17 protein-coding genes are annotated in these 21886 nt (G+C 72.0%); 9 read left to right on the top strand and 8 right to left on the bottom strand.

Translation table 11 applies throughout. The annotated features are described in order from the left end of the window. Positions 1–524: 524 nt before the first annotated feature. Positions 525–1907 carry a PAS domain-containing protein gene (locus ACFYW8_RS10090; protein ID WP_389070046.1) on the top strand — a complete coding sequence of 461 codons (1383 nt, stop codon included), beginning with the start codon at positions 525–527 and terminating at the stop codon, positions 1905–1907. 377 nt (positions 1908–2284) lie between these two features. Here ACFYW8_RS10090 and ACFYW8_RS10085 read toward each other — a convergent pair whose 3' ends face one another. Then, positions 2285–3040 (bottom strand): SIS domain-containing protein, encoded by a 756-nt coding sequence (locus ACFYW8_RS10085; protein ID WP_365871545.1) that lies wholly within the window; start codon positions 3038–3040, stop codon positions 2285–2287. Between the two features lie 363 nt (positions 3041–3403). Between ACFYW8_RS10085 and ACFYW8_RS10080 the strand changes: the two genes are divergently transcribed. Further along, on the top strand, positions 3404–4096 hold the full coding sequence (locus tag ACFYW8_RS10080; protein ID WP_261701816.1) for a metal-dependent transcriptional regulator: 693 nt from the start codon (positions 3404–3406) through the stop codon (positions 4094–4096). An 891-nt stretch (positions 4097–4987) separates the two neighbouring features. Then, the gene (locus ACFYW8_RS10075) at positions 4988–5854 is read left to right on the top strand and encodes an alpha/beta fold hydrolase (RefSeq protein ID WP_389070038.1); all 867 of its coding nucleotides are present in this window, start codon (positions 4988–4990) and stop codon (positions 5852–5854) included. Positions 5855–5879: 25 nt separating this feature from the next. On the opposite strand, the gene ACFYW8_RS10070 is transcribed toward ACFYW8_RS10075, so the two are convergent. The 3 genes from ACFYW8_RS10070 to ACFYW8_RS10060 all read right to left on the bottom strand — a co-directional run bounded on the left by ACFYW8_RS10070 (position 5880) and on the right by ACFYW8_RS10060 (position 9107). Beyond that, a complete protein-coding gene (locus ACFYW8_RS10070; RefSeq protein ID WP_389070034.1) occupies positions 5880–7493 on the bottom strand; it encodes a transporter in 1614 nt (537 codons plus the stop codon). Beyond that, positions 7490–8287, bottom strand: coding sequence for an ABC transporter ATP-binding protein (locus ACFYW8_RS10065; protein WP_389070030.1), 798 nt, complete (start codon positions 8285–8287; stop codon positions 7490–7492). The genes ACFYW8_RS10070 and ACFYW8_RS10065 overlap by 4 nt, the downstream gene beginning before the upstream one ends. A 166-nt stretch (positions 8288–8453) precedes the next feature. Further along, positions 8454–9107: a bifunctional DNA primase/polymerase gene (locus ACFYW8_RS10060; RefSeq protein WP_365871554.1), complete on the bottom strand. Its 654-nt coding sequence runs from the start codon at positions 9105–9107 to the stop codon at positions 8454–8456. Positions 9108–9411: 304 nt separating this feature from the next. On the opposite strand from ACFYW8_RS10060, the gene ACFYW8_RS10055 reads away from it, so the two are divergent. Together ACFYW8_RS10055 and ACFYW8_RS10050 are read left to right on the top strand one after the other, a co-directional pair. After that, entirely contained in the window at positions 9412–10797 is a 1386-nt protein-coding gene (locus ACFYW8_RS10055; RefSeq protein ID WP_365871556.1) for a transcriptional regulator, read from the top strand. A 478-nt stretch (positions 10798–11275) separates the two neighbouring features. Then, the gene (locus ACFYW8_RS10050) at positions 11276–12892 is read left to right on the top strand and encodes a hypothetical protein (protein ID WP_389070022.1); all 1617 of its coding nucleotides are present in this window, start codon (positions 11276–11278) and stop codon (positions 12890–12892) included. Positions 12893–13117: 225 nt separating this feature from the next. Here the strand turns inward: ACFYW8_RS10050 and ACFYW8_RS10045 are convergent, their stop codons facing one another. Beyond that, on the bottom strand, positions 13118–14416 hold the full coding sequence (locus tag ACFYW8_RS10045; protein WP_389070018.1) for an ABC transporter substrate-binding protein: 1299 nt from the start codon (positions 14414–14416) through the stop codon (positions 13118–13120). A 117-nt stretch (positions 14417–14533) separates the two neighbouring features. Here ACFYW8_RS10045 and ACFYW8_RS10040 point away from each other — a divergent pair, with 117 nt between their 5' ends. Together ACFYW8_RS10040 and purU are read left to right on the top strand one after the other, a co-directional pair. Beyond that, the gene (locus ACFYW8_RS10040; protein ID WP_351859976.1) at positions 14534–15034 is read left to right on the top strand and encodes a hypothetical protein; all 501 of its coding nucleotides are present in this window, start codon (positions 14534–14536) and stop codon (positions 15032–15034) included. 266 nt (positions 15035–15300) lie between these two features. Further along, the gene (purU, locus tag ACFYW8_RS10035) at positions 15301–16185 is read left to right on the top strand and encodes a formyltetrahydrofolate deformylase (RefSeq protein ID WP_365871562.1); all 885 of its coding nucleotides are present in this window, start codon (positions 15301–15303) and stop codon (positions 16183–16185) included. A gap of 139 nt (positions 16186–16324) precedes the next feature. On the opposite strand, the gene ACFYW8_RS10030 is transcribed toward purU, so the two are convergent. Then, complete coding sequence (locus ACFYW8_RS10030) at positions 16325–17620, bottom strand: zf-HC2 domain-containing protein (protein WP_389071113.1); 1296 nt, start codon at positions 17618–17620, stop codon at positions 16325–16327. A gap of 164 nt (positions 17621–17784) precedes the next feature. Beyond that, positions 17785–18366 carry a sigma-70 family RNA polymerase sigma factor gene (locus ACFYW8_RS10025; RefSeq protein ID WP_365871564.1) on the bottom strand — a complete coding sequence of 194 codons (582 nt, stop codon included), beginning with the start codon at positions 18364–18366 and terminating at the stop codon, positions 17785–17787. A 484-nt stretch (positions 18367–18850) separates the two neighbouring features. Here ACFYW8_RS10025 and ACFYW8_RS10020 point away from each other — a divergent pair, with 484 nt between their 5' ends. Both ACFYW8_RS10020 and ACFYW8_RS10015 read left to right on the top strand, forming a co-directional pair. Further along, a complete protein-coding gene (locus tag ACFYW8_RS10020; RefSeq protein WP_389071108.1) occupies positions 18851–19261 on the top strand; it encodes an STAS domain-containing protein in 411 nt (136 codons plus the stop codon). A 341-nt stretch (positions 19262–19602) separates the two neighbouring features. Further along, a complete protein-coding gene (locus ACFYW8_RS10015; protein ID WP_389070006.1) occupies positions 19603–20115 on the top strand; it encodes an EF-hand domain-containing protein in 513 nt (170 codons plus the stop codon). 121 nt (positions 20116–20236) lie between these two features. Here ACFYW8_RS10015 and ACFYW8_RS10010 read toward each other — a convergent pair whose 3' ends face one another. Beyond that, positions 20237–21769 (bottom strand): class I adenylate-forming enzyme family protein, encoded by a 1533-nt coding sequence (locus ACFYW8_RS10010; protein WP_389070002.1) that lies wholly within the window; start codon positions 21767–21769, stop codon positions 20237–20239. Between the last annotated feature and the right edge of the window lie 117 nt (positions 21770–21886).

Raw genomic sequence — 21886 nt, 5'->3', positions numbered from 1 at the left:
TCGGAGGCATGGCGACAGCGTACCGCCGCCCCCGCGATCCGCCTGTGACCTGGATCACTCACGCCGGGGATCCGCCCGTCGAACGCGAACGACCCGCGAGCTCGGGTCCCTCCGCCTGGCGGCGACGGGGCCGGCCGGACGCACCGGCGAGCTCGCGGGTCGGGTGACTGCGTTGGATTGGGCCGGCTGCATGCACATCGCACATGCTGGTCCGGCGCCGAACCGAGTCCGACAACGGGCCGCTAGCCCGCAGCCACCTCGTATGTCCGGGTTTCCGTCATTAGCCGAACCACCTCCTCTCCTACGTGGGCAGCACTCTAGGAAGACATCCGAGGAGCCTCAAGCGATTTATGGAGAAGTTCCGGACGGAGGCTCCTGGGGCGGGCGGGGCGGGATTCCGGCGTACAACGATTTCTTCCCATCTTCGGGGAACGAGGTGTGGGCTGGGTCACGTTCGAGTTGAATGGTGACGAGTGAGTGAACTGTCGCGTCGTACACGCGGACGCAGCCTGCAGGGGGTCCAGGTGAGTGCTTCCCGGCGTAGTGGGACCACCGACGAGCTGGGGCCGGACGAGCCCGAGCGGGACGGCTCGGATCTGCTTGCCGCGCTCCTGGACGGAATGGACGCGGCTCTGTGCGCCTTCGACGCCGACGGGGTCCTCACGCACTGGAACCGCGAGGCCGAGCGCATTCTCGGGTGGACGGCGGCCGAGGCCGTGGGGCGGCGTGGATTCGCCGGCTGGGCCGTGCGGACCGCGGACGCCGAGGAGGTCGAGGCCCGGCTGATGTCCGCCATGGAGGCACCCGGCCGCCAGGTGCACGAGTTCGCGCTCCTCACCAAGGACGGCGGCCGGGTGCTCGTCCGCACCCAGTCCGCGGCCGTCCGCGGCCCGGAGGGCAAGCCCGCCGGGGTGTACTGCGCCTTCAGCGAGGTGCACACGCAGATCGACCTGGAGCGGTCCATAGCCCTGAGCGAGGCGCTCTTCGAGGACGCGAGCTGGGGCGTGGTGCTGGTCGACGCCGATCTGCGGCCCGCCGTGGTCAACGCGCACGCCGCGCAGGCCCTCGGGACCGGCCGCACCTCCGTCCTCGGCCGTCCCCTGGGTGAACTGCTCTCCCAGGGCGTCGAGGAGCTGGAGAGCGCCCTCACCCACGTCCTGTCCGAAGGCGCGCCGCCGGCACCCGCTGAGATGTGGGTGAGCGTGCGCACGGCGGAGGGCGAGAAGCGGCGCTGCTGGCTCAGCGGCTTCCTGCGGCTCGCCTCGCCGCTCGCGGAGGAACCCGTACCGCTCGGCGTCGGCTGGCTCTTCCAGGACGTGACCGAGGCCAAGCGGACCGAGCAGGAGGCGGCGCTGCTGCGCTTCCGGGCCAACCAGCTGCATCGCGCCGCGCGGGCCGCGGCCGAGTGCGAGGACCCGGGCGAGGCCGCCGCCGTCCACCTCGACTTCGCCCTCGCGGGCTTCGCCGACCACGCCCTGGTCGACCGGGTGGCCGGGGGCCCGCTCGCGGACGGGGAGGGGCCCGTGCGGCTCGTCCGGACCGTCGCCACGCCCGCCGGGTCGCCCGGACCGAGCCTCGTCACCGGGAAGGCCGGACTGCCCCTGCGCTACGGGGAGGGGCACCCCGCGCTCCAGTGCGTGGAACGCGCCGGGTCGGTACGGGCCGACGCGGCCGCGGCCGCCCCCGAACAGGCGCGCGAGTGGGCGCTCGCCCGGCAGTGGCCGCGGGACTCCGTGCACGCCCTGTGCGCGGTGCTGCGCAGCCGCGGGCGGACGCTGGGAGTCGTGACGTTCCTGCGGAGCGCGGGCCGCAACCGGTTCGAGCGCGCGGACACGATGTACGCGGAGGACGTGGCCGTAAGGATCGCGATGGCCCTGGACCTGGAGGAGCTGGCGGGGAAGGACTGAGGTCGCTTCAAGGGCCGGTCCGAGGACGATCAAGAGCCGGTCGAGAGGACGCTTGCAGAGCCGACCCGAGGACGCCTCCGGAGCCTCCTCGGCGCCGCGTCGGCCGGCGCTCCGTCCCAGGGGCCCCGTGTGCCTCCCGGCGGCGGTGCAACTTCCGGCCGGCGCCGGTGGGGGTCTTGTGAGCGCCGGTGGAGCACCCGGCCGGGGCCGGTGGAGCGTCCCGTCGGCGCCGGTGGAGCACCCGGCCGGGGCCGGTGGAGCGTCCCGTCGGCGCCGGAGGAGCACCCGGCCGGGGCCGGTGGAGCGTCCCGTCGGCGCCGGAGGAGCACCCGGCCGGGGCCGGTGGAGCGTCCCGTCGGCGCCGGTGGAGCACCCGGTCAGCGCCGGTAGAAGATCCGGTCTCCGTACTCCGTCATGACCCGTCCGTTCCACTCGTGGCCGCCGTCGACGTTGCCCGAGCGGAGCAGGGGCGGTTCGACGCCGCGGTCCGCGAGGGCGCCGGCTGCGGTGGCCATCACGGCCTGGAGCAGGGCCGAGGTGACGACGGTCGAGGCGGGGGCGAAGGGCGCCTCGATGGAGTCCAGGGTGAGTTCCGCGTCGCCGACCGGGATCCGGGAGTCGAGGACGAGGTCGCAGTGGTCCTTGAGGTAGGTGCCCGACACGTGCCGGGACTTCGTCTCGGTGGCATAGGCGACGGAGGTGACGCCGATGACCTTGACCCCCAGGGCGCGGGCGTTCATGGCCATCTCCACGGGGAGCGCGTTGCGCCCGGAGAGCGAGATGATCACCAGCAGGTCGCCGGAACGCAGCGGGCTGGAGTCGAGGACCGCGCTCGCCAGACCGTCGACCCGCTCCAGGGCGGATCCCAGCGTCGCGGGCATGACGTCGACGCCCACCACTCCCGGCACGGCGAGCAGGTTCATCAGGGCGAGGCCGCCCGCGCGGTAGACGATGTCCTGCGCGGCGAGCGAGGAGTGCCCCGCGCCGAAGGCGAAGAGCCGGCCGCCGTCGACGACCGTGTCGGCGATCAGGGTCCCGGCCGCCTCGATCTCCCCGGCGTCCTCGTCCCGTACCCGCCGCAGCAGGCCGATCGCGGCGTCGAAGAACTGCCCGGCCAGCTTGCTGTCGCTCATCGGCGAAGCCCCTTAGAAGTCACGTCGGCGTGGACGTCTCGTCGGCGTCGGATCGGTGCGGGGCGGGTGCACGGCTGAACCGGTCGCCCCGGTGCGGACGTACTCCCGTCGTGTCGCGGATCACGTTGCGGTCTGGACCACTGCCCTGTCAATACGTCCCTCGGGGGCGTCGCCGAGCACGGCGGCCGGGGGGTGTGCGTTCGGGCGGGGGTGCCCCGCCCGAACGGATTCCAGGGCAATCGGCATCAAGCGGTTTCAACGGCGAGGCACGGTTGTCAGTGCTATGCGTCAGAATTGAGTTCAGGGCCAGCGCACACGCCGGTGGGCCATCGAGTCTCCGGCAGAGCTAATCGAGGGGCACGAATGTCCGGACTGATCGACACCACGGAGATGTATCTCCGCACCATCCTCGAGCTGGAGGAGGAAGGCGTTGTCCCCATGCGCGCCCGGATCGCGGAGCGGCTCGACCAGAGTGGCCCGACCGTGAGCCAGACGGTGGCGAGGATGGAGCGCGACGGTCTGGTGGCGGTGGCAAGCGACCGGCATCTGGAGCTCACGGACGAGGGCCGGCGGCTGGCCACGCGCGTCATGCGCAAGCACCGCCTCGCCGAGTGCCTGCTCGTCGACGTGATCGGCCTGGAATGGGAGCAGGTGCACGCGGAGGCCTGCCGCTGGGAGCACGTGATGAGCGAGGCGGTGGAGCGGCGCGTGCTGGAGCTGCTGCGCCACCCGACCGAGTCCCCGTACGGAAACCCGATCCCGGGCCTGGAGGAGCTGGGCGAGAAGGACGGAGCGGACCCGTTCCTGGACGAGGGCATGGTGTCGCTGGCCGAGCTGGACCCCGGTCTGGACGGCAAGACCGTGGTCGTACGGCGGATCGGTGAGCCGATCCAGACGGACGCGCAGTTGATGTACACGCTGCGGCGGGCGGGCGTGCAGCCCGGCTCCGTGGTCAGCGTGACCGAGTCGGCCGGCGGGGTCCTCGTGGGCAGCGGCGGTGAGGCAGCGGAGCTGGAGGCCGACGTCGCCTCCCATGTGTTCGTCGCCAAGCGCTGACACCGTCCGCGGGCGTACCGGTGGCCACGCCACCGCTGACCCCGCCTCCGGGGGCATTCGTCCGGAGGCGGCGCTTCCGGTGGCAGCCGCTTCCGGTCGCCGGGATTCCGGTACCTGTGCTTCCGTTGATGGCAGCACCGGTAGCCGTACTTCCGGAAGGTGCACTTCCGGAGGTCAGGCTTCCGGTTCCGGGCTTTTCTCCGTCCGCGCTTCCGGTACCCGCGAGGGGCAGCTCCCGGACACCGGCTCGGGGGTCGGCGGTCGCTGACCTCGGCGTCGGCGTCCGGGAGTACGCCGGACATCGTGGGGCGCACGCGGTCCGCCGCACGCCGGGCCTGTCAACTGCCGTGACAGCAGGGGCGGTTGTGATGGTTTCGCGACCTGGTCGATACGAAGATTCAGTGTGCGGAATCGCAGCGCCCGGACCGTTTGCGTGCGAGGCTGTCGCATGAGGCATATGACCTGAGGGCTCTTGACCGTGTCCGAGAGCGATGGTGCGCGGTCGGGGAGGGGGCGTAAGGATGTGCCGCAGATGTGGAGAGGGCCCCGGCGCCAACTGGCGCCGGGGCCTGTCCTCCCCTGTGCTGACCCGGAGCCCCGAGCTCCCAGGGTCATTCCCCTCGGACCGTCTTCCCCGAGCGGTCCGCCTCCCGCAGAAGATCTCCCCGCGGGGGCGGCGGTCAATCCTTGCGGGTGGTCACTCGAACGAGGGGTGTTGCGGCCGGAAAGGCCAGTTTCGAAACCCCATTCGATAACGTGGCGATGTGGCTGGAGTACACATAGGGACACCGGGCAACACGGCAGGAACAGCGGCAGGAAGCGGTACGAGTGGACCGGCCGGCACGTGCGGGAGCGGGCCGGTCCGAGCGAGCCAGGGGGGTGCCATTACCGATGGTGCGGCGCATCGACGTGACAGGAGCGGGCGGTGTGCGCCTGGCTGCCTGGGAGTTCGCCGATCCCCCCAAGAGCGACCCGCCGAGGTCCTCCGAGGCGCCCGGCGTGCTGTTATTGCACGGCCTGATGGGCCGCGCCTCGCACTGGGCGTCCACCGCCCGCTGGCTCTCCGAGCGGCACCGCGCGATCGCCCTCGACCAGCGAGGACACGGCCAGAGCGACAAGGCCCCGGAGGCCGAGTACACCCGTGAGGCCTACGTCGAGGACGCCGAAGCCGTCCTCGACCAGCTCGGTCTCGGACCGGCCGTCCTCATCGGCCACGCGATGGGCGCGCTGACCGGCTGGCAGCTCGCCGCCAAGCGCCCCGATCTCGTCCGCGCCCTGATCATCTGCGACATGCGGGCCTCGGCACTGGGTGCCGCCTCGCAGCGCGAGTGGGAGGACTGGTTCAAGGCCTGGCCCGTCCCTTTCGCCACCCTCGCCGACGTACGGAAGTGGTTCGGTGAGGACGACCCCTGGGTGGAGCGCCGCAACCCCTCCCGCGGCGAGTTCTACGCCGAGGTGATGCACGAGTCCTCCGACGGCTGGCGCCCGGTCTTCGAGCCGGAACAGATGCTCAAGTCCCGCCAGACATGGGTGTACGACGCCCACTGGGAGGAGCTCGCCCAGGTCCAGTGCCCCGCTCTGGTCGTACGCGGCCTCGACGGCGAGCTCGGCCGGGCCGAGTCCCAGGAGATGGTCCGGGTCCTCCCGCGTGGCCAGTACGCGGAGGTCGCCGACGCCGGCCACCTCATGCACTACGACCAGCCGGAGGCCTGGCGCGCCGCGATCGAGCCGTTCCTGGACGGCGTGCTCACCGGCTGAAGCGGGTGCGCTCGCACTCCGGCTCTCACCCCTTGCTGACCGCCGCCAGGATCTCCGGCAGCCGCCGGGCCGTCCGGGGTGCCGCCAGCCGGAGCCCCAGCAGCGTGATCAGCGCCCCGTAGACGGACCCCACGGGCAGCAGCAGCCAGGTCCAACGGTCCCCGTCCGCGCTCACGTTCAGCCAGATCGTGAGGACGATGACGGGGGCGGCGAGCAGCGCGGCCGAGACCATGCCGCCGAAGATGGCGATCCAGGCGAGGCCGGCCTGGCCGGGGGCCACGTTCTTGTAGCCCTCCTGAGGGATGGAGTACGGGAAGCGGGCCGAGGACCACGCGCCGGTCGCCAGCATCGCGCCGAGCAGCGCGAAGGACAGGCCGAGCACCTCGGGCAGCTTCCTCCACTCGTGGAGCAGCCCGGTCGTCAGGGCGGTCACGAGCGTCGCGTACGGCAGGGTGATCAGCAGCAGGGCCAGCGCCCGCCCGCGCAGTTCGACGTACGCGTCGCGGGTCGAGGAGATCGTCAGCGCGACCATCCAGAACGCGGACGTGTCCTGCCCGAACTGGTTGTACATCTGGATCCCGAGCATCCCCGCCGCGAAGCACGCGAAGTAGACGGAGCCGGTGCCCTGGAGCGCGTTGAACACCGGCACGATCAGCCCGATGGCCAGCGAGGTCACCCACGCCGCCTTGGTCTTCGGGTCGCGCCACACGTACCGCAGGCTGCGCTCCATGACGGTGCCGGTGCGTCCGGCCGGCAGCAGCCGCGCGAACCCCGACGAGCCGCGCTCCCGGCCCACGGGCTCCGCGGCCCGGAGCGTGGACCCGTCGGGCGAGGTCATCAGCCGCGTCAGGTGACGGGACCAGAGCGCCAGCAGCCCCGCCAGGGCGGCCGCGCACAGCGCGAGCTGGACGATCCCGGCCCCGTACGATCCGCCGCTCACCGAGTCCACCGCGCCGATCGCCGACGCCGGCGGGATCCAGCGCAGGACGTCCGTGACCGGGTCCAGCTTAGACAGGCCGCCCGCCGAACCGAGCCGCTGCGCGCCGAAGTTGACCAGCTGGGCGCCGACCGCGACGACCAGTCCGCTGAGCACCGCCAGGTCGCGGCCCTTGCGGCTGGACAGCAGCCGGATGTTGGCGGCCGCGACGGCCCGCGCGAGGGCCACACAGACCAGCAGGGCGAGCACGAGGGCGACCACCGCCGTCGCGTACGCCGCCGCCCCGTGCGCGACCGAGACCACCGAACCGAGCAGCAGACAGAAGGTGAAGAGCGGTCCGACGCCGACCAGCGAGGCGGCCAGCAGCGCCCGGACGAGCGGCCGCGGCCGCAGTGGCAGCATCACCAGCCGCGTCGGATCGAGCGTCTCGTCGCCGCTCGGGAAGAACAGCGGCATCACGGCCCAGCCGAGCGCCAGGATCGCCACCAGCAGGACGCCCACGGCGGTGGCGTGCGCGTTGCCGCGCAGCGCGATCAGGCCGAGCAGCTGCAGCACGGCGAAGAGCAGTACGAGCACCGTGGACACGATGAACGCGGCCCGCCGCCCGGCCGACTGCCGCAGGCCGTTGCGCAGGAGCGACAGCTTCAGACGTACGACGACGGGGGTGATCGACGCGGCGGAGACGCCGGTGAGGGCGCTCACCGGGGAGCCCCGCCACCCAGCCAGTCCAGGTCGGCCGTGGTGCCGCGGCCTTGCGCGCCGACCAGCTCCAGGAAGGCCCGCTGGAGAGAGGGCGCGCTGCCGCGCACGTCGGCCAGCGGGCCGTGCGCGCGGATGCGTCCGGCGACCATCACGGCGACCCAGTCGCACAGCGACTCGACCAGCTCCATCACATGGGAGGAGAAGACGACGGTGGCGCCGGACGCGGTGTACCGCTCCAGGACGCCCCGGATGGTCTGCGCCGAGACCGGGTCGACGCCCTCGAACGGCTCGTCGAGGAAGAGGACTTCGGGGTTGTGGAGGAGGGCGCAGGCCAGACCGATCTTCTTGCGCATGCCGGTCGAGTAGTCGACGACGAGTTTGTGCTGCGCGCCCGCGAGGTCGAGGACGTCGAGGAGCTGGGCGGCGCGCTTGTCGACCTCGGCGCCGGGCAGTCCCCGCAACCGGCCGGTGTACCCGAGCAGTTCGCGCCCGGAGAGCCGCTCGAAGAGCCGGAGTCCCTCGGGCAGCACGCCGATCCGCGCCTTCACCTCCACCGGGTCGCGCCACACGTCGTGGCCGACGACCTCGACGGTGCCCTGATCGGGCCTGAGCAGCCCGGTCACCATCGACAGCGTGGTGGTCTTTCCCGCCCCGTTCGGTCCCACGAGCCCGATGAACTGTCCCGCGGGAAGCTCCAGATCGATCCCGGCCACGGCGACCTGCCCCCCGAACCGCTTCCAGAGCCCCCGCACACGTACGGCGGGCACGCCGCCGTCCTTCGCTCCCTCGCTCATACAGGCACCCTAAGCGCCTACGGCCGTCCGTCACCCGTCCCTGCCGGTCTCTTGCCGATCTCCGTGGACCTCTGTCGGCCTCGGTGGACCTCTGTCGACCTCAGCCGATCTCCCGCGGACCGCTACGGACTCCCGCGGACTCCAGCGGCCCCCGCGGACGGGGCCTCTACCGATCCCGTCCGCAGGCGTAGGCCAGCGGCGAGATCAGTTCCTCCGCGTCCGGCAGCCAGCGGTTCGCGGGCGTCGGCGGGCAGGCCCACTGCACGGCACCCCGGGAGCCGAACCGGGTCGGCGGCGCGGCCACATAGGCGCCCTCGCCGAGCGTGACGAGGTCGAGCGAGGCGGGCGGCCAGCCCAGCGCCCGTACCAGATCGGGGACCTTCGCCGCGGCGCCCGGCAGCACGAAGAAGTGCATGCGCCGGTCCGGTGTGCAGGTCACGGGACCGAGGGTGAGCTCCATCCGCTCCATGCGGGCGAGCGCCAGGAACCCGGCCGACTCGGGCACGTCGATCGCGTCGAACGTACGCCCCGTGGGGAGCAGGATCGACGCCGTCGGCCGTATCGACCAGAGCCGGCGCGCGACGGTCGCACTGCCCGTCGCCTGCGTCGCCCAGTCCTCCCGCGCCGGATGCGCCCCGGGCACGGCACAGACGGGTTCGCCGCAAGAACAGAGCTGCACCCCGCCGGCCGCTTCCAGCCAAGTGCCGGGGAACACGTCCCAGTGGCGTTCCTCGGCGTAGCGCACGGCGGCTTCCCGCAGCGATTCGCCACGCTGCTGGGGGATCTGTGCGGACTCGGTGCCTGCGATGGTCTCTTCCACGTCGATCTCAACTCCCGCGTCCACCTCGGGTTACGGGGGACACACGCGCGGGGGAGGAGCATCGATTCCCCGCCTGGGGCGCATGGATGCACGTGTGGGGGCGCGCAGGGGGAACGGCAGCCGGTAGTGGGTAATCAGGGATGGGGTCGGGCAACCGCCCTTACCCCGGCAATCCTCACATGTCCCGCATCTTCGGCATGTCTGCGGGGCATTGATCTTCCTGGCCGGCTTCATTCGGTGGTCGGCCGGTGAGGACACGTCAACTCGGTGCGTGGGCAGGCACCGCAGCCACAGGGGGTACGCCATGGCCGCAAGGCCTCTCATCGCCAGGCAGCCGAACGAACGACTGCAGGCGCTCATCCAGGAAGCGGGCTGCTCGAACGCCGGGCTGGCCCGCCGGGTCAACATGTGCGGAGCGGAGCACGGACTCGATCTGCGCTACGACAAGACGTCCGTCGCGCGCTGGCTGCGCGGCCAGCAGCCGCGGGGACGGGCTCCGGCGATCATCGCCGAGGCGCTCGGCCGCAAGCTCGGCAGGACGGTCACGATCGACGAGATCGGCATGGCCAACGGGAAGAACCTGGCGTCGGGCGTCGGTCTCCAGTTCTCGCCGACCATACTGGGCGCCATCGAGCAGGTCTGCGAGCTGTGGCGCAGCGACGTGGGGCGACGGGACTTCCTCTCCGGGTCGTCCGTCGCCGCCTCCGCGCTCGTCGAGCCGAGCCGCGACTGGCTGATCTCGTCGCCGGACTCGCAGGTCGCCCGCTCGGCGGGCCCGCGCGTCGGGCTCTCGGACGTGGCGGCGGTCCGCGCGATGACCCAGGCCCTCGTCCAGCTCGACCACCAGTACGGCAGCGGCCATGTGCGCCCTGTCGTCGTGCACTACCTGAACAGTGTGGTCTCCGGGCTGCTCGCCGGTTCCTACCGGGAGGCGGTCGGACGCGAACTGTTCGCCGCCGTGTCCCGGTTGACGGAACTCGCCGGCTACATGGCCATCGACACCGGTCAACCCGGGCTCGCCCAGCGCTACTACATCCAGGCGCTGCGGCTCGCCCAGGCGGCCGGCGACCGCGGGTACGGCGGATACGTCCTGGCCGCGTCCATGAGCCACCTGGCCGCCCAGCTCGGCAACCCGCGCGAGATCGCGCAGTTGGCGCGCGCGGCCCAGGAGGGGGCGCGCGGGCGGGTGACACCGCGGGCGGAGTCGATGTTCCACGCCGCCGAGGCGCGCGGGCACGCGCTGATGGGCGACGCGCGCGCCGCGCAGGTGGCGTCCGGGCGGGCCGTCACGGCGCTGGAGAACGCCGACGAGGCCTCCGGGGACGACCCGACGTGGATCGCGCACTTCGACGAGGCTTATCTGGCCGACGAGTTGGCCCACTGCCACCGGGACCTCGGCCAGGCCGAGGCCGCCGCGCGGTGCGCCGAGGAGTCCCTGGCCGGCCATCCCGAGTCGCGTGCCCGCCGCCGGGCCATCGGCTACGTCCTGCTCGCCACGGCACAGGTCCAGCAGCGTGAGGTGGAGCAGGCCTGCCACACCGGTCTGCGGGCCGTCGAACTCCTCGGCACCCTCCGTTCCAACCGCGGCGCCGAGTACCTGGAGGACCTGCAGCAGCGCCTGGAGCCCTTCCAGGACGAGGCCGTGGTACGGGAGTTCGGGGCGCGCATGGAGTTGCAGGCGGCGGCGTGAACGCACGCGTGGGGCGCATGGGTTGAGTCGTGGCGCCGCTCGGCGTGGACGGAGCGGGTGCGTCCCGCTGGGGGCGCACGCCGCGTGCGCCCCCAGCGGGACGCACCCCGTGCGCTCCGTGGGCGCGTGCGCTCCGGCACGGGTGTCCGAGTGGGCGTTCGGGTGGCGGTTTGGTGTGGGGACTTGGGGAGCCGTCAGGGGGCGGCGGCGCGATCGCCCGGGTTCCGGAGCGGGTGTGATCATTTCTCTGCCGCGCCTTCGGGTCCCCTCGAATGAACATATTGCCCGTAGGGGCGTGAACGCCGGGAAAACGTGGGCGCTGTGAGCGAGGGGGGTGAAATACAGCGCATTCGGGGGCGGTTTCGTTACCCGTGTCACAACGTGCGCGGGTCACCGCAGGTGCTGCGTAGCACGGGGTTGTGGGGACCCGGTAGCGTGAGCCGATGATTCCGAAGGTCCCCCATTCGTAGGAGTCCCGGTGACGCAGAGTGGACAGGGCGAGGAGCCCTCGGCGCGGCCCGCGCGCGAAGGCATCGTGCTGCCCTCCGACGGTAGCGAGCCGCTGCTGCCGGGTACGACGGGTGACCGTGTGGCCCCGGTGAGCACCTCCGCCTGGGGTGGGCAGTGGGGTCCCGACCAGTCGGCCGCCCCGGCCCCGCAGCCCGCCGACGGCTGGGGTGCGCCGGTGAACGCCACCCAGTCGTGGGAGGCCTCCGCACACTCCGAGCCCCAGGGCTGGCCGGGGTCTGATCAGCACGGCGCACAGCAGGCGCAGGGCTTCGCCCCGCAGGGCTCCGGCTCCGGACCGCTCCCGCCCGAGACCGCGCAGCCCTCGTCGTACGGCGCCCAGAACGGCTATGCGCCGGGGGCGCACGGCTCGCACGCGGCAGCCGGATACGACGGCTACGGCAACTACGGGGCCCAGGAGCAGGGCGGCCACGCGGGGCAGGGTGTGTCGATGCCGGCCGGCGGCGAAGACGGGGCGACTCAGTACATCCCGTACATACCGGCCGCCCCGGGTGGTGACGAGGGGGCGACGCAGTTCATACCGCCGGTCGGACCGGGCGCGCTGCCGCCGGAGGTCCGGCCCGAGGCGACGCAGTACCTCGGGCAGACGCCGCAGGGCGGCCCCGGCGCCGGATCACCGCTGCCCGCCGGCTCGGACGCCGACGCCACGCAGTACATCCCGCCCGTGCCCGCACAGCCGTCCGGGTCCTACGGGATGCCCGCCGGCGCTCCGGAGGAGCGGCAGCCCCCGGCGGAGTTCGACAGTCTCTTCCGCAGTGAGCCGGAGGCGGCCGGGGCGACGCAGATGCTGCCGCGTATCGACGCGGCCGCACCCCAGGCCCCGCACGGCGCGGGCGACATGTACGGCGGGCAGTCCGCGCCGGGCGCGCCCGGTGGCCGGGCCGCCTCACGGCGTGGTGGCCCGTCCGACGGCGACGGAGCGGGCGGCGGTGGCCGCAGTCGCTCACGCGTCCCGGTGATCGCGGCCGTCGGCATCGGCATCATCGTGCTCGGTGTCGGCGCGGGCGCCCTGCTCAGTGGTGGCGGAGGCGGTGGCGACGACGACACCGGCAAGACGGTGGCGGCGACCTCGCCCGCCACGCAGGGTTCGGCGGCGGCCGCAGGCGACCCGGTGAAGGCGCAGGCCGTCGAGCTGGACAAGGTTCTCGCGGACAGCACCAGCAGCCGTGACTCGGTGATCGGCGCCGTGGCGGACGTGAAGGCGTGCAACAACCTCGACCAGGCAGCCGGTGATCTGCGGGACGCGGCCAAGCAGCGCGGCGAGCTGGTCACCCGGCTCTCCTCGCTCGCGGTCGACAAGCTGCCGAACCACGACGAGCTGGCCGCCGCCCTCACCAACGGCTGGAAGGCCTCCGCGGCGGCCGACAACCACTACGCGGCCTGGGCCGACCAGGTCAACAACGACAAGAAGGGCTGCCACAAGGGCCACGCCCGCAGCACCGGGCAGACCAGGGCGGGCGACGCCGCCAGCGGCACGGCCTCCACGCAGAAGGAGAAGGCCGCGAGGCTCTGGAACTCCATCGCGTCCAAGTACGGACTGACGCAGCGGACCCGCACTCAGCTGTGACCGGCGCTCAGTTGTGATCCACACGAAAGCCCGGCTCCCTCGCTGAACGGCGAGGAGCCGGGCTTTGTCGTGGGTGCTGTTCTGCTTCCGGACGGCCCGGACGGCCCGGACGGCCCGGACGGCCCGGACGGCCCGGACGGCCCGGACGGCCCGGACGGCCCGGACGGTCGGGGCGGTAGGTGCCCGCCCCGGCCGTGGGCGGGTCCGCCCGCGATGTCCGTCCGGCTAGAGCGCGTTCGCCAGCGTCTTCGCCATGTTGATGAACCCCTGCCGCTGTGAGGTCAGTTGACCGTCGTGAATGACCTGGAAGGTCACATTGGCGTTGACGAGGCGCGGGAAGTCACCGGCCCCGATCAGGTCCGCGAAGCGCCAGCGGAGCGTCGGTGTGAGCCCGCCCGTGTTCACCTTGAGACCGTTGTCGAGCTCGCGCCGGATGGTGAGCGACGAGATCTCGCCCGCGCCGAGGGCCTCAAGAACCTTCTTCAGCACGGTGTAGGCGATCCAGGTGGTCTGCACTCCGGCGTCGGCGGGATCGATCCGGTTGTCGCCGAAGGCCTGCTCCTTGATCACGCTGCGCATGGGGTTCCAGCGCGCGTCGTCCGCTGTCGGGTACCAGCCGGTGACGTACGAACCCTCGTAGGGGCCCGACTTGCCGCCGGTGGCGTCGATCTGCGACTGGTCGATGTTGCCGATGACGGTACCGGTGCGCACCTTCGGGTATGCCGTGCTGTCGCGCCGGAAGGAGTCCATGAAGGTGTCCGTGTGGTCACCGAGCGCGGGGACCACACAGCCTCGCTCGGTCGAGTCGGAGGAGGCGTGCTGAAGCGCCTGCCTCGTCGGCTGGGAGTACTCCGTGGCGTCCTCGGCCGCCCGCTGATCGGCGGCCTCCGAGTGGCCCAGCGCCTTCAGTCCGGCGTCGAGCAGTACCGGCAGCTCGTCACCGGCGATGGTGTCGGGGCGGATGAGCGAGACAGGACCGCAGTTCTTGCCGAGCTGCTCGCCGAGGCCCGCCAGCAGCGCGGGCTGGCCGCCGTTGACGGGGTAGGAGATGGGACTGGTGAACTCGTCGTCGGTGACGCCGAAGCCCCCGATGTAGGGGATGCCCGCGCTTTCCAGCGGTGCGAGGAACGAGCGGCTGTGCTGGCTGTAGGAACCCACGACCGCGACTACCTTCTCGTCGGCCGCCCGCTCGGCGCAGTGCGCGGCGGCGACCGAGTCGTTCTGGTCGTTGCAGGTGAGGACCTCCAGCTGGCGGCCGTTGATGCCGCCATGGGCGTTGACCCAGCGCGCGTACGCCTTGGCCAGCGCCGGCATTCCGGGCTTGTTCGTTGCGTTGGTCTCCTCCGGCGCCCAGGTCATTACCTTGACGGGGCCATCCCCGGAGCCCCCCGTGGCACCAGGGATGACCCCGCATCCGACGGCAACCGACGCGCACGCGATCAGCGCGCTCGCGTACAGCAGCTTGGCCTTGCGGGGCCGGGGCGAAAGGGGGGAGGTGGTGCGAGTACGTCGCCTACCGGTCATGCACATGCACGATTCCCCCACACGAAAAACCGTTGTGTGACCTGTGGTCGACGCCGGGTGACTTAGAGGTGAATTACAGGGGTCGATGAACGGATTTTCACAGGGAACGTACGATCGGTGACCGTGCAAGACTCGGAGAACTCTTCCCGTCGCGGGCGTCGCTCATCCACCATGGGCGGCATGCCACTGAACGACATGCCTTGGTGGCGCTGGCGCAGCAATGTGCGCTCCGCGCTGCACATGCTTTCCGACCCCGCCTTCCAGCGAGACGTCTGGCTCGCCGGTGTCGACGGGTACGGCGACGTCACCGACGCCGTGTACCGGCTGGTCGAGGACACCTGGCTGGACAACTGGTCGGCCGAGAAATACGTCGGCACGATCTTCCGGGACTCCCAGGAGGCGGCCCTCGTGGACAGTGCCGTCCTGCGGGTCCTGCGGATCATGCACCAGGTCGGACCGGACGCGCCCGTCTCCGCCTATCTCGACCACCAGGCATGGCCGGACGCCTTGCAGGCCGCGCGCGCCGCGCACGTACGGCTGGCGTCGAGCGACGGCGAGGACCCGGACGCGCCCCCGCGCACCCTGGAGGTCCTGCGCATCCTGACGCGGTCGGCCTAGCGGTTCCAGCGGAGGGCCGGCTCGGGGTCCGGCCCCCTTACCGGCCCGGCTCCCGGGCCCGTCACCGCCGACCCGGCGTTCGGGACAGCCCTCGGTCCGGCGGTGACCGGAGGACGTCCGGACGCGCTCGTGGAGTGCTTCCGGGACCTCGGGGACGGAGAGCCGCTCACAGGGCGTGCGCGCGGGGTGGCCGGCCGCGCGGCCGGGGCGTCCGCGTGGCGGGACGGCACTCCGCCGCGAGCGCCTGGTATGGGACCCTGTCCCGCATGAATGAGCCGTCCGTCCGCGGGAGCGCGCCCGCCTCCGAGCAGTACGTCCTGACTCTCTCCTGCCCCGACAAGCAGGGCATCGTGCACGCCGTGTCGAGCTACTTGTTCATGACCGGCTGCAACATCGAGGACAGTCAGCAGTTCGGCGACCACGACACGGGCCTGTTCTTCATGCGCGTCCACTTCTCCGCCGAATCCCCGGTGACTGTGGAGAAACTGCGTGCGAGTTTCACAGCGATCGGCGACGCCTTCCACATGGAATGGCAGATCCACCGGGCCGAGGACCGGATGCGGGTCGTCCTCATGGTCAGCAAGTTCGGCCACTGCCTGAACGACCTGCTCTTCCGCGCGCGGATCGGTGCGCTGCCCGTCGACATCGCCGCGGTGGTCTCCAACCACACGGACTTCGCCGAGCTCGTCGGGTCGTACGACCTGCCCTTCCACCACATCGCGGTCACGAAGGACACCAAGGCCGAGGCCGAGGCGCAGCTGCTGGAGCTGGTGCGCGAGAAGGGCGTCGAGCTGGTCGTCCTCGCCCGCTACATGCAGGTTCTCTCGGACGACCTGTGCAAGCAGCTCAGCGGCCGGATCATCAACATCCATCACTCCTTCCTGCCGAGCTTCAAGGGCGCCAAGCCGTACCACCAGGCGCACGCCCGAGGGGTCAAGCTCATCGGCGCCACCGCGCACTACGTGACCGCCGACCTCGACGAGGGCCCGATCATCGAGCAGGAGGTCGAGCGGGTCGGCCACGACGTCACCCCCGACCAGCTGGTCGCGATCGGCCGTGACGTGGAGTGCCAGGCGCTGGCGCGCGCGGTGAAGTGGCACGCGGAACGCCGCATCCTGCTGAACGGGCGCCGGACGGTCATCTTCGCCTGACCGCCTGACCGCCTGACCGCCTGACCGCCTGACCGCCTGACCGCGGACGGCGCATGGGCGTACGGGCGTACGGGTAAGGGTGTACGGGCATATCGGCGCGGAAGTGTCGGGCCGGCGTGGCCTCGCAGCCGTGGCGGGGCTACATTCGGCTCAGTGACGCCGCCGCGAGCAGCACGTCCCTGATGGCCTCGCGGTCGCCGTCCTGTCCGGCGGCCGCCTCCTCCGGGGACACATGGCCCGCGGCCAGGCGGCAGAACTCCACCCCGTCCAGCGCGACATGGGCCACCTCGCGCTCGGCGGAACCGACGGCGCCGGGCGAGTCGAGCGGGATGAGCCACTCGCCGCCTCCGGAGCCCTCGATCTCCAGGCGCAGGCTGCGCCCCGGAGCGCCCGCCGCGACGAGATGCCGGGCGGCCGGGGCCGAGAGCCCGGCCCGGCGCCGCTCGGCGAGCGAGACGGGCAGCATCCGCGCGGCCAGGTCGATCATCCGGTGGAGGTGCCGGGGAGCGGGCGGTTCGTACGGGTAGTCCACGGCGTCGGCGATGTCCCCCGCGTGCACCCAGCACTCGAAGGCCCGGTCCAGCATCGAGTCCCTGAGCGGCAGTTCGAAACCGCCGTACGCCACGGTGAGCCGCCCAGAGCCCTTACCGTCCCCGGCCTCGCCCGCGTGGGACGGGCCTCCCTCCACGAACGACACCGTCCGGACGATGCTGTGGCTCTGCTCCCGCCAGGGCCCGCGCACGGACCGGGTGGGCGGGACGGGCGAGGCGCGCCAGTACGCCTCGGTACGGTCCTGCGGTGTCGGCCGCTCCGCGTCGGCCTTGCCGAGCGGGTCGTCAAGACCCAGCGCGACGGCGACCAGTCCGTCGACGGTCAGCAGATGGGCGATGACCCCGGCGACCGACGTACGACGGCTCACCGGCCCGTCGCCCTCGAACCAGCGCAGCCGCACGGGAGCGTGCCATTCCGACCCGCCGATGTCCTGGAGCAGGGCGTCGAGGCGGGCGGTCTCCGCGTCGTACGGAGCGGCCCATTCGGGTACCGGGATGCGCGGGGGGCGCCGGTCCAGGCAGCTCGTCAGGACTCGGGTGCGCAGCGTCGGGTTCAGGTCGAGGCTCTCCGCCGGGTGCAGCAGTCCGACCGCCTCGCGAAGCCGCAGCGCCTCTTCCGCGCACGAGCCGCAGTGCCCGAGGTGCTCCTCGACGGCCGTCGTCTCGTCCGCCGAGCAGGCGGCCAGTGCCCATGCGCCCAGCAGCGACTTCAGGACACGGTGTTCGAGGACGAGCGGCGCCGGGCCGGGGGCGGTGGCCGGTCCGGGCAGCGGCGGTCCGGTGTCCTCCACCGAGGCGCGTGGCGCCGGTATGCGCGGGGGCGTACCCGGCCGCGGCTCGGCGTCACCGCCGCTGCCCACGTCTTCGTGCCCGTCCCCGTGCATGCCGCTGTACCCGTCCTCGTCCTCGTGCGCGCCTTCGTACCCGTCCTCCCGCGCGTCCTCGTGCCGGTCCTCGTTCCCGTTCACGTCCTCGTCCATGGATCCACGCACGCCCTCGCGCCCGTCCTCGTCGTCGTCGAACGACTCGAACCGGCCCGTTCCCTCGCTCACCGGGCACCCCCGTGTTCCGGCGGTACGCCGGTGGGCCCGGTGTCGTGGGCGGTGGACAGGAGCTGGAGGCCGAGGCGGAGCCTGCGGCGGGCCTCGTCCTCGGTGACGCCGAGGTCGGCGGCGGCCTGGCGGTAGTCACGGCGCTGGAAGTATGCGAGCTCCAGGGCCGCCCGCAGCGGGGTCGGCATGGACGTGACGATGTAGTCCGCGCGGGCGGCGACCGACGCGCTGCGCACCTTGCGCTCCAGCTCCTCGGCGGTGCCGTCGCCGCCCTGGGCGAGCGCGGCGGTCTCGGTGGCGCGCAGGCGCTGCACGGCGAGGCGGTGGGTCAGTGTGGCGACCCAGGAGCGCAGGGGGCCCTGCTTGGGGTCGTACGCGTCGGGGTTCTCCCAGACATGGGTGAAGACCTCGCGGGTGATCCCGTCGGCGGCACGCTCGTCTCCGAGCACGCGATGGGCGAGACCGTGCACGAGCGACGCGAATCGGTCGTAGAGCTCACCGAGCGCGGCCGCCTCCCCGCGCGAGAGCCGCTGCTGCATCTTGCGGTCCCAGCGGGGCGGTGCGTCCTGCGTCGCCATTCGGCCCCCTCACCCCTGGTCGTGCCCGGCGCCCGTTCGTGTGTCCGTGTACCCGTGTGTCCGTGTGTCCGTGTGTCTTGTGTCCGGCAGGTGTCCCGGCCATGTCCCCTGCCGCAGCCCGGTCATGCGGTGCCGTTGTCCAGCGTGTGCGCAACTGCTGTCTTGAATGTAGTCGGCACGTCCGACAACGCACGCCCCTTTGCGTCAATGTGCGCCCCTGGGCAGGCGATGGATGGTAGAAGCGCGCCACTTCGACCCCTGGATCTGACCGCAACTGGTCGTACGCGACCGAAAAGGAACCCTCGTGAAGCATTTTCGACCGTAGACAGGCGTTTCTTCCTGGCGGGATCCGTGTTTCATGGAACTACGGCGGGGCAGCCGCGCTGGAAGGAAGCGTACGGAGTGCTTCCGTTTCTGCTGGGCGAGGCGAGCGAGAGGCGTGGCGGTGACGCTCAAGGTGACCCACGTGACCGACGCGGCCGATGTGGCCGACGGTGCGGGCGCGGGGAGAGGGAGCACGGGTGGTTCCGGCGCCGTCGGCGGCCAGGAGGGCGAGTGGGCCGTGCTGCGGGTGTCGGGCGAGCTCGACCTCGTGACGTCGCCGGAGCTGCGACAGAGCGTGCACGACGTGGTGGCCGCGGGCCGGCACAGCATCGTCCTGGACCTTTCCGAGGTCGTGTTCTGCGACTCCAGCGGTGTCGGCGTCCTGATCGCCGCCCGTCGGCTCATGCGCTCCTGCCGAGGGCGTCTGCGGCTGATCCTGCCCGCCCGGGGCGCGGCCGACGGCTCCCACGTCAACCGTGTCCTCGGGGCCCTCGGAGTGCGCCGTCTCTTCGACGTGTACCCGGACGTCGACGCGGCCGTCGACGAGGAGTCCCGCCCACTGTCGGCCTGACCGGCCTGCCACCGGCCATTCCGTCCGGTCGCCCGCACCCGCCCCGAAAGCGTGCCCCAGCCCAGCCCAGCCCTGCCCCAGCCCAGCCCTGCCCTGGCCCGCCTGATCCGCGCCCTGTCCTGGAGCCTGTTCTCGTCCGCCCCCGCCCCCGCCTCGCCTCGCCCGGAGTGACGTTCCCTGCTCACTGAGCGACGTACCGACACGCCGTTGTTCCAGAATTTTTGCGGTCTTGGTACAACCGTCGTTTTCCGGCCCCGGGGCGGCCCCGGCGTCGTACGCTCCGTCCCAGATGAAGTGCAGTCCGGCCCAGGCCGGCTGAGAAGTGAGGCGGTCCGAACAGCATGGTCAGTACCGAGTACGAGCGCAGGATCGCCGCCCGGTTCGCCGGCCTCGACCAGGACGGCAACGGCTACATCGACCGGGAGGACTTCAACGCCGCGACCAAGGCGCTTCTTGCCGAGTTCGGTACGCCGGCCCGGTCGGACAAGGGCCAGGCCCTGTACATCGGAGCCGAGGCGTTCTGGCAGGGCATGGCGGGGATAGCGGACCGGGACGGCGATCAGCGGATCACCCGCGAGGAGTTCGTGAGCGGCGCCGTGAAGCGGCTGCGCGACAACCCCGACCGGTTCGCCGAGATCGCCCGCCCCTTCCTGCACGCGGCCCTCGCGGTGGCGGACACCGACGGGGACGGCGCGGCCACGGTCGAGGAGACCGCGCGGGTCCTCAGGGCACTCGGAGTGGGCGACGACCTCGCCCCCTCCGCGGCCGCTGCCCTGGACGCGGACGCCGACGGACGGATCGGCGAGACGGAGGTCGTGAGCGCGTTCGCCCGCTACTTCACTGTGCCGGAGTAGCCCAGCGCTTCACTGCGCCGGAGCGCGCGGCGCTCCACGGTGCCGGAGCAGGCCGGCCGGTCCGCCAGGGTCGGCCGCCCGCCCCGGCCGACGCCGTGGGGTCAGCCCGGCGGCCGGGGCCTCACCCCGAAAAGCGTTCCCTGAGCCGGTACTTGAGTACCTTCCGCAGTGCCTCGTTGCGCGGAAGGGCGTCCACGACCTCCAGTTGCTCCGGCAGCTTGTGCACGGACAGGCCTTCCCCGCGCAGATACGAGGTCACCGCGGCCAGTGTCAGCTCCGCCGCTCCCGGCGGTTGTTCGACCACCGCGCAGACGCGCTCCCCGCGCTCGGCGTCGGGCAGGCCGATCACGGCGGCGTCCCCGACCGCCGGGTGCCGGTGCAGCAGGTCCTCGATCTCCTTCGCGGAGATGTTCTCGCCCTTGCGGATGATGATGTCCTTCACCCGGCCGGTGAGAACGAGGTGACCGGTTCCGGTCAGATGCCCGACGTCCCCGGTGATCAGGAACCCGTCCCCGTCGAACGCCTCCGCCGTCTGCTCCGGGTCCAGATACCCCTGGCACACGGCCTCCCCCCGGAGCCGTACGTCCCCGTCGACGCCGCACGGCCGGGAGGCTCCCGCGGAGTCCACGATCCGTATCTCCATGCCCCGCGGGGGCCTGCCCTCGGTGGTCGCGAGATTCTCCACCGTGTCGTCCGGCGCGCCCATCGTGATCATCGGGACCTCGGTCATCCCGTATCCGTGGGTGAGCTGCACGCCCATCTCCCGGACGACCGAGTGGTAGACCTCGGGCGGCTTCGGGGCTCCGCCGCCCGCGAGCAGCCGCAGCGTGGGAATGACCGGCTCGCCGGGCTGTTTGCGCTGTTCGGCGAGGAACATCGAGTAGAACGCGGTCGACCCGCCCGCCACCGTCACGCCGTGCCTGCGGTAGTCCTCCAGGGCGGCGGGCAGCGCGAAGTGCTCGAACATCACGGCCGGGAAGCCGTACAGCAGCAGCATCACCGTGTAGTCGGGCCCGGCGATGTGCGCGTAGGGGAAGGCCATCGAGCCCACGTCGTCGGCGGACAGCCGCAGCGCGTGGGCGAGGCACGATCCGCCCGCGATCAGTGAACGGTCGGTGTGCAGCACGCCCTTGGGGTCGGAGGTGGTGCCCGAGGTCCAGTAGATCCAGCGGACGGACGTGCCGTCGGCGGGCGGGGCGGGCAGGACGGCCGGATCCCCGTCCGGCAGTGCCTCGTACGCCTCGAAGACGTTCTTCGCGCCGAGCCCGCGCGCCATCGCGATGTGGTCGAAGCCGCGCCACTCGCCCGGCACGGCGAAGTACTCCGCCTTCGACTCCCGCAGCGCGAAGCCGACTTCACGGTCCCGGTAGAAGGGGATGACCGGCGACTGCACGGCTCCGATGCGGGCCAGCGCGAACGACAGCAGGGCGGTCTCGATCCGGGTGGGGAGCTGCCAGGCGACCACCGTGCCGGGGCGCACGCCCTTGTCGTGGAGGCCCGCCGCCACCCGCTCGGAGCGGTCGCGCAGCTCGCCGAAGGTCAGGGAGCGATCGCCCTGGAGCAGGACGGGCCGGTCGGGGGTGAGGTCGGCACGGCGGGCGACCAGTTCCCACAGCGTGCGCGCGGAACTCAGGGCGTGTGCGGTGTCGTTCACGTCAACCCCCTGTGGTCGTTCACGTCAACCCCCTGTGGTCGTGCACTTCGACGTCCGAAGCTGACGGGCAGTCAGATCGTGCGCAGAGCGTAGGGCTCGTCGCCTTGTCGGTCCATA

The organism is Streptomyces sp. NPDC002742, from assembly GCF_042888885.1.
In the GTDB taxonomy this organism is placed as follows: domain Bacteria; phylum Actinomycetota; class Actinomycetes; order Streptomycetales; family Streptomycetaceae; genus Streptomyces.
This window is presented reverse-complemented; position numbering and strand designations above follow the sequence as displayed.

What these genes read in the sequence shown, in the direction of transcription:
- ACFYW8_RS10085 (WP_365871545.1), bottom strand. Translation starts at nt 3,040, where the DNA reads ATGAGCGACAGCAAGCTGGCCGGGCAGTTCTTCGACGCCGCGATCGGC.
- ACFYW8_RS10080 (WP_261701816.1), top strand. Translation starts at nt 3,404, where the DNA reads ATGTCCGGACTGATCGACACCACGGAGATGTATCTCCGCACCATCCTC.
- ACFYW8_RS10075 (WP_389070038.1), top strand. Translation starts at nt 4,988, where the DNA reads ATGGTGCGGCGCATCGACGTGACAGGAGCGGGCGGTGTGCGCCTGGCT.
- ACFYW8_RS10065 (WP_389070030.1), bottom strand. Translation starts at nt 8,287, where the DNA reads ATGAGCGAGGGAGCGAAGGACGGCGGCGTGCCCGCCGTACGTGTGCGG.
- ACFYW8_RS10055 (WP_365871556.1), top strand. Translation starts at nt 9,412, where the DNA reads ATGGCCGCAAGGCCTCTCATCGCCAGGCAGCCGAACGAACGACTGCAG.
- ACFYW8_RS10045 (WP_389070018.1), bottom strand. Translation starts at nt 14,416, where the DNA reads ATGACCGGTAGGCGACGTACTCGCACCACCTCCCCCCTTTCGCCCCGG.
- purU (WP_365871562.1), top strand. Translation starts at nt 15,301, where the DNA reads ATGAATGAGCCGTCCGTCCGCGGGAGCGCGCCCGCCTCCGAGCAGTAC.
- ACFYW8_RS10030 (WP_389071113.1), bottom strand. Translation starts at nt 17,620, where the DNA reads ATGCACGGGGACGGGCACGAAGACGTGGGCAGCGGCGGTGACGCCGAG.
- ACFYW8_RS10025 (WP_365871564.1), bottom strand. Translation starts at nt 18,366, where the DNA reads ATGGCGACGCAGGACGCACCGCCCCGCTGGGACCGCAAGATGCAGCAG.
- ACFYW8_RS10015 (WP_389070006.1), top strand. Translation starts at nt 19,603, where the DNA reads ATGGTCAGTACCGAGTACGAGCGCAGGATCGCCGCCCGGTTCGCCGGC.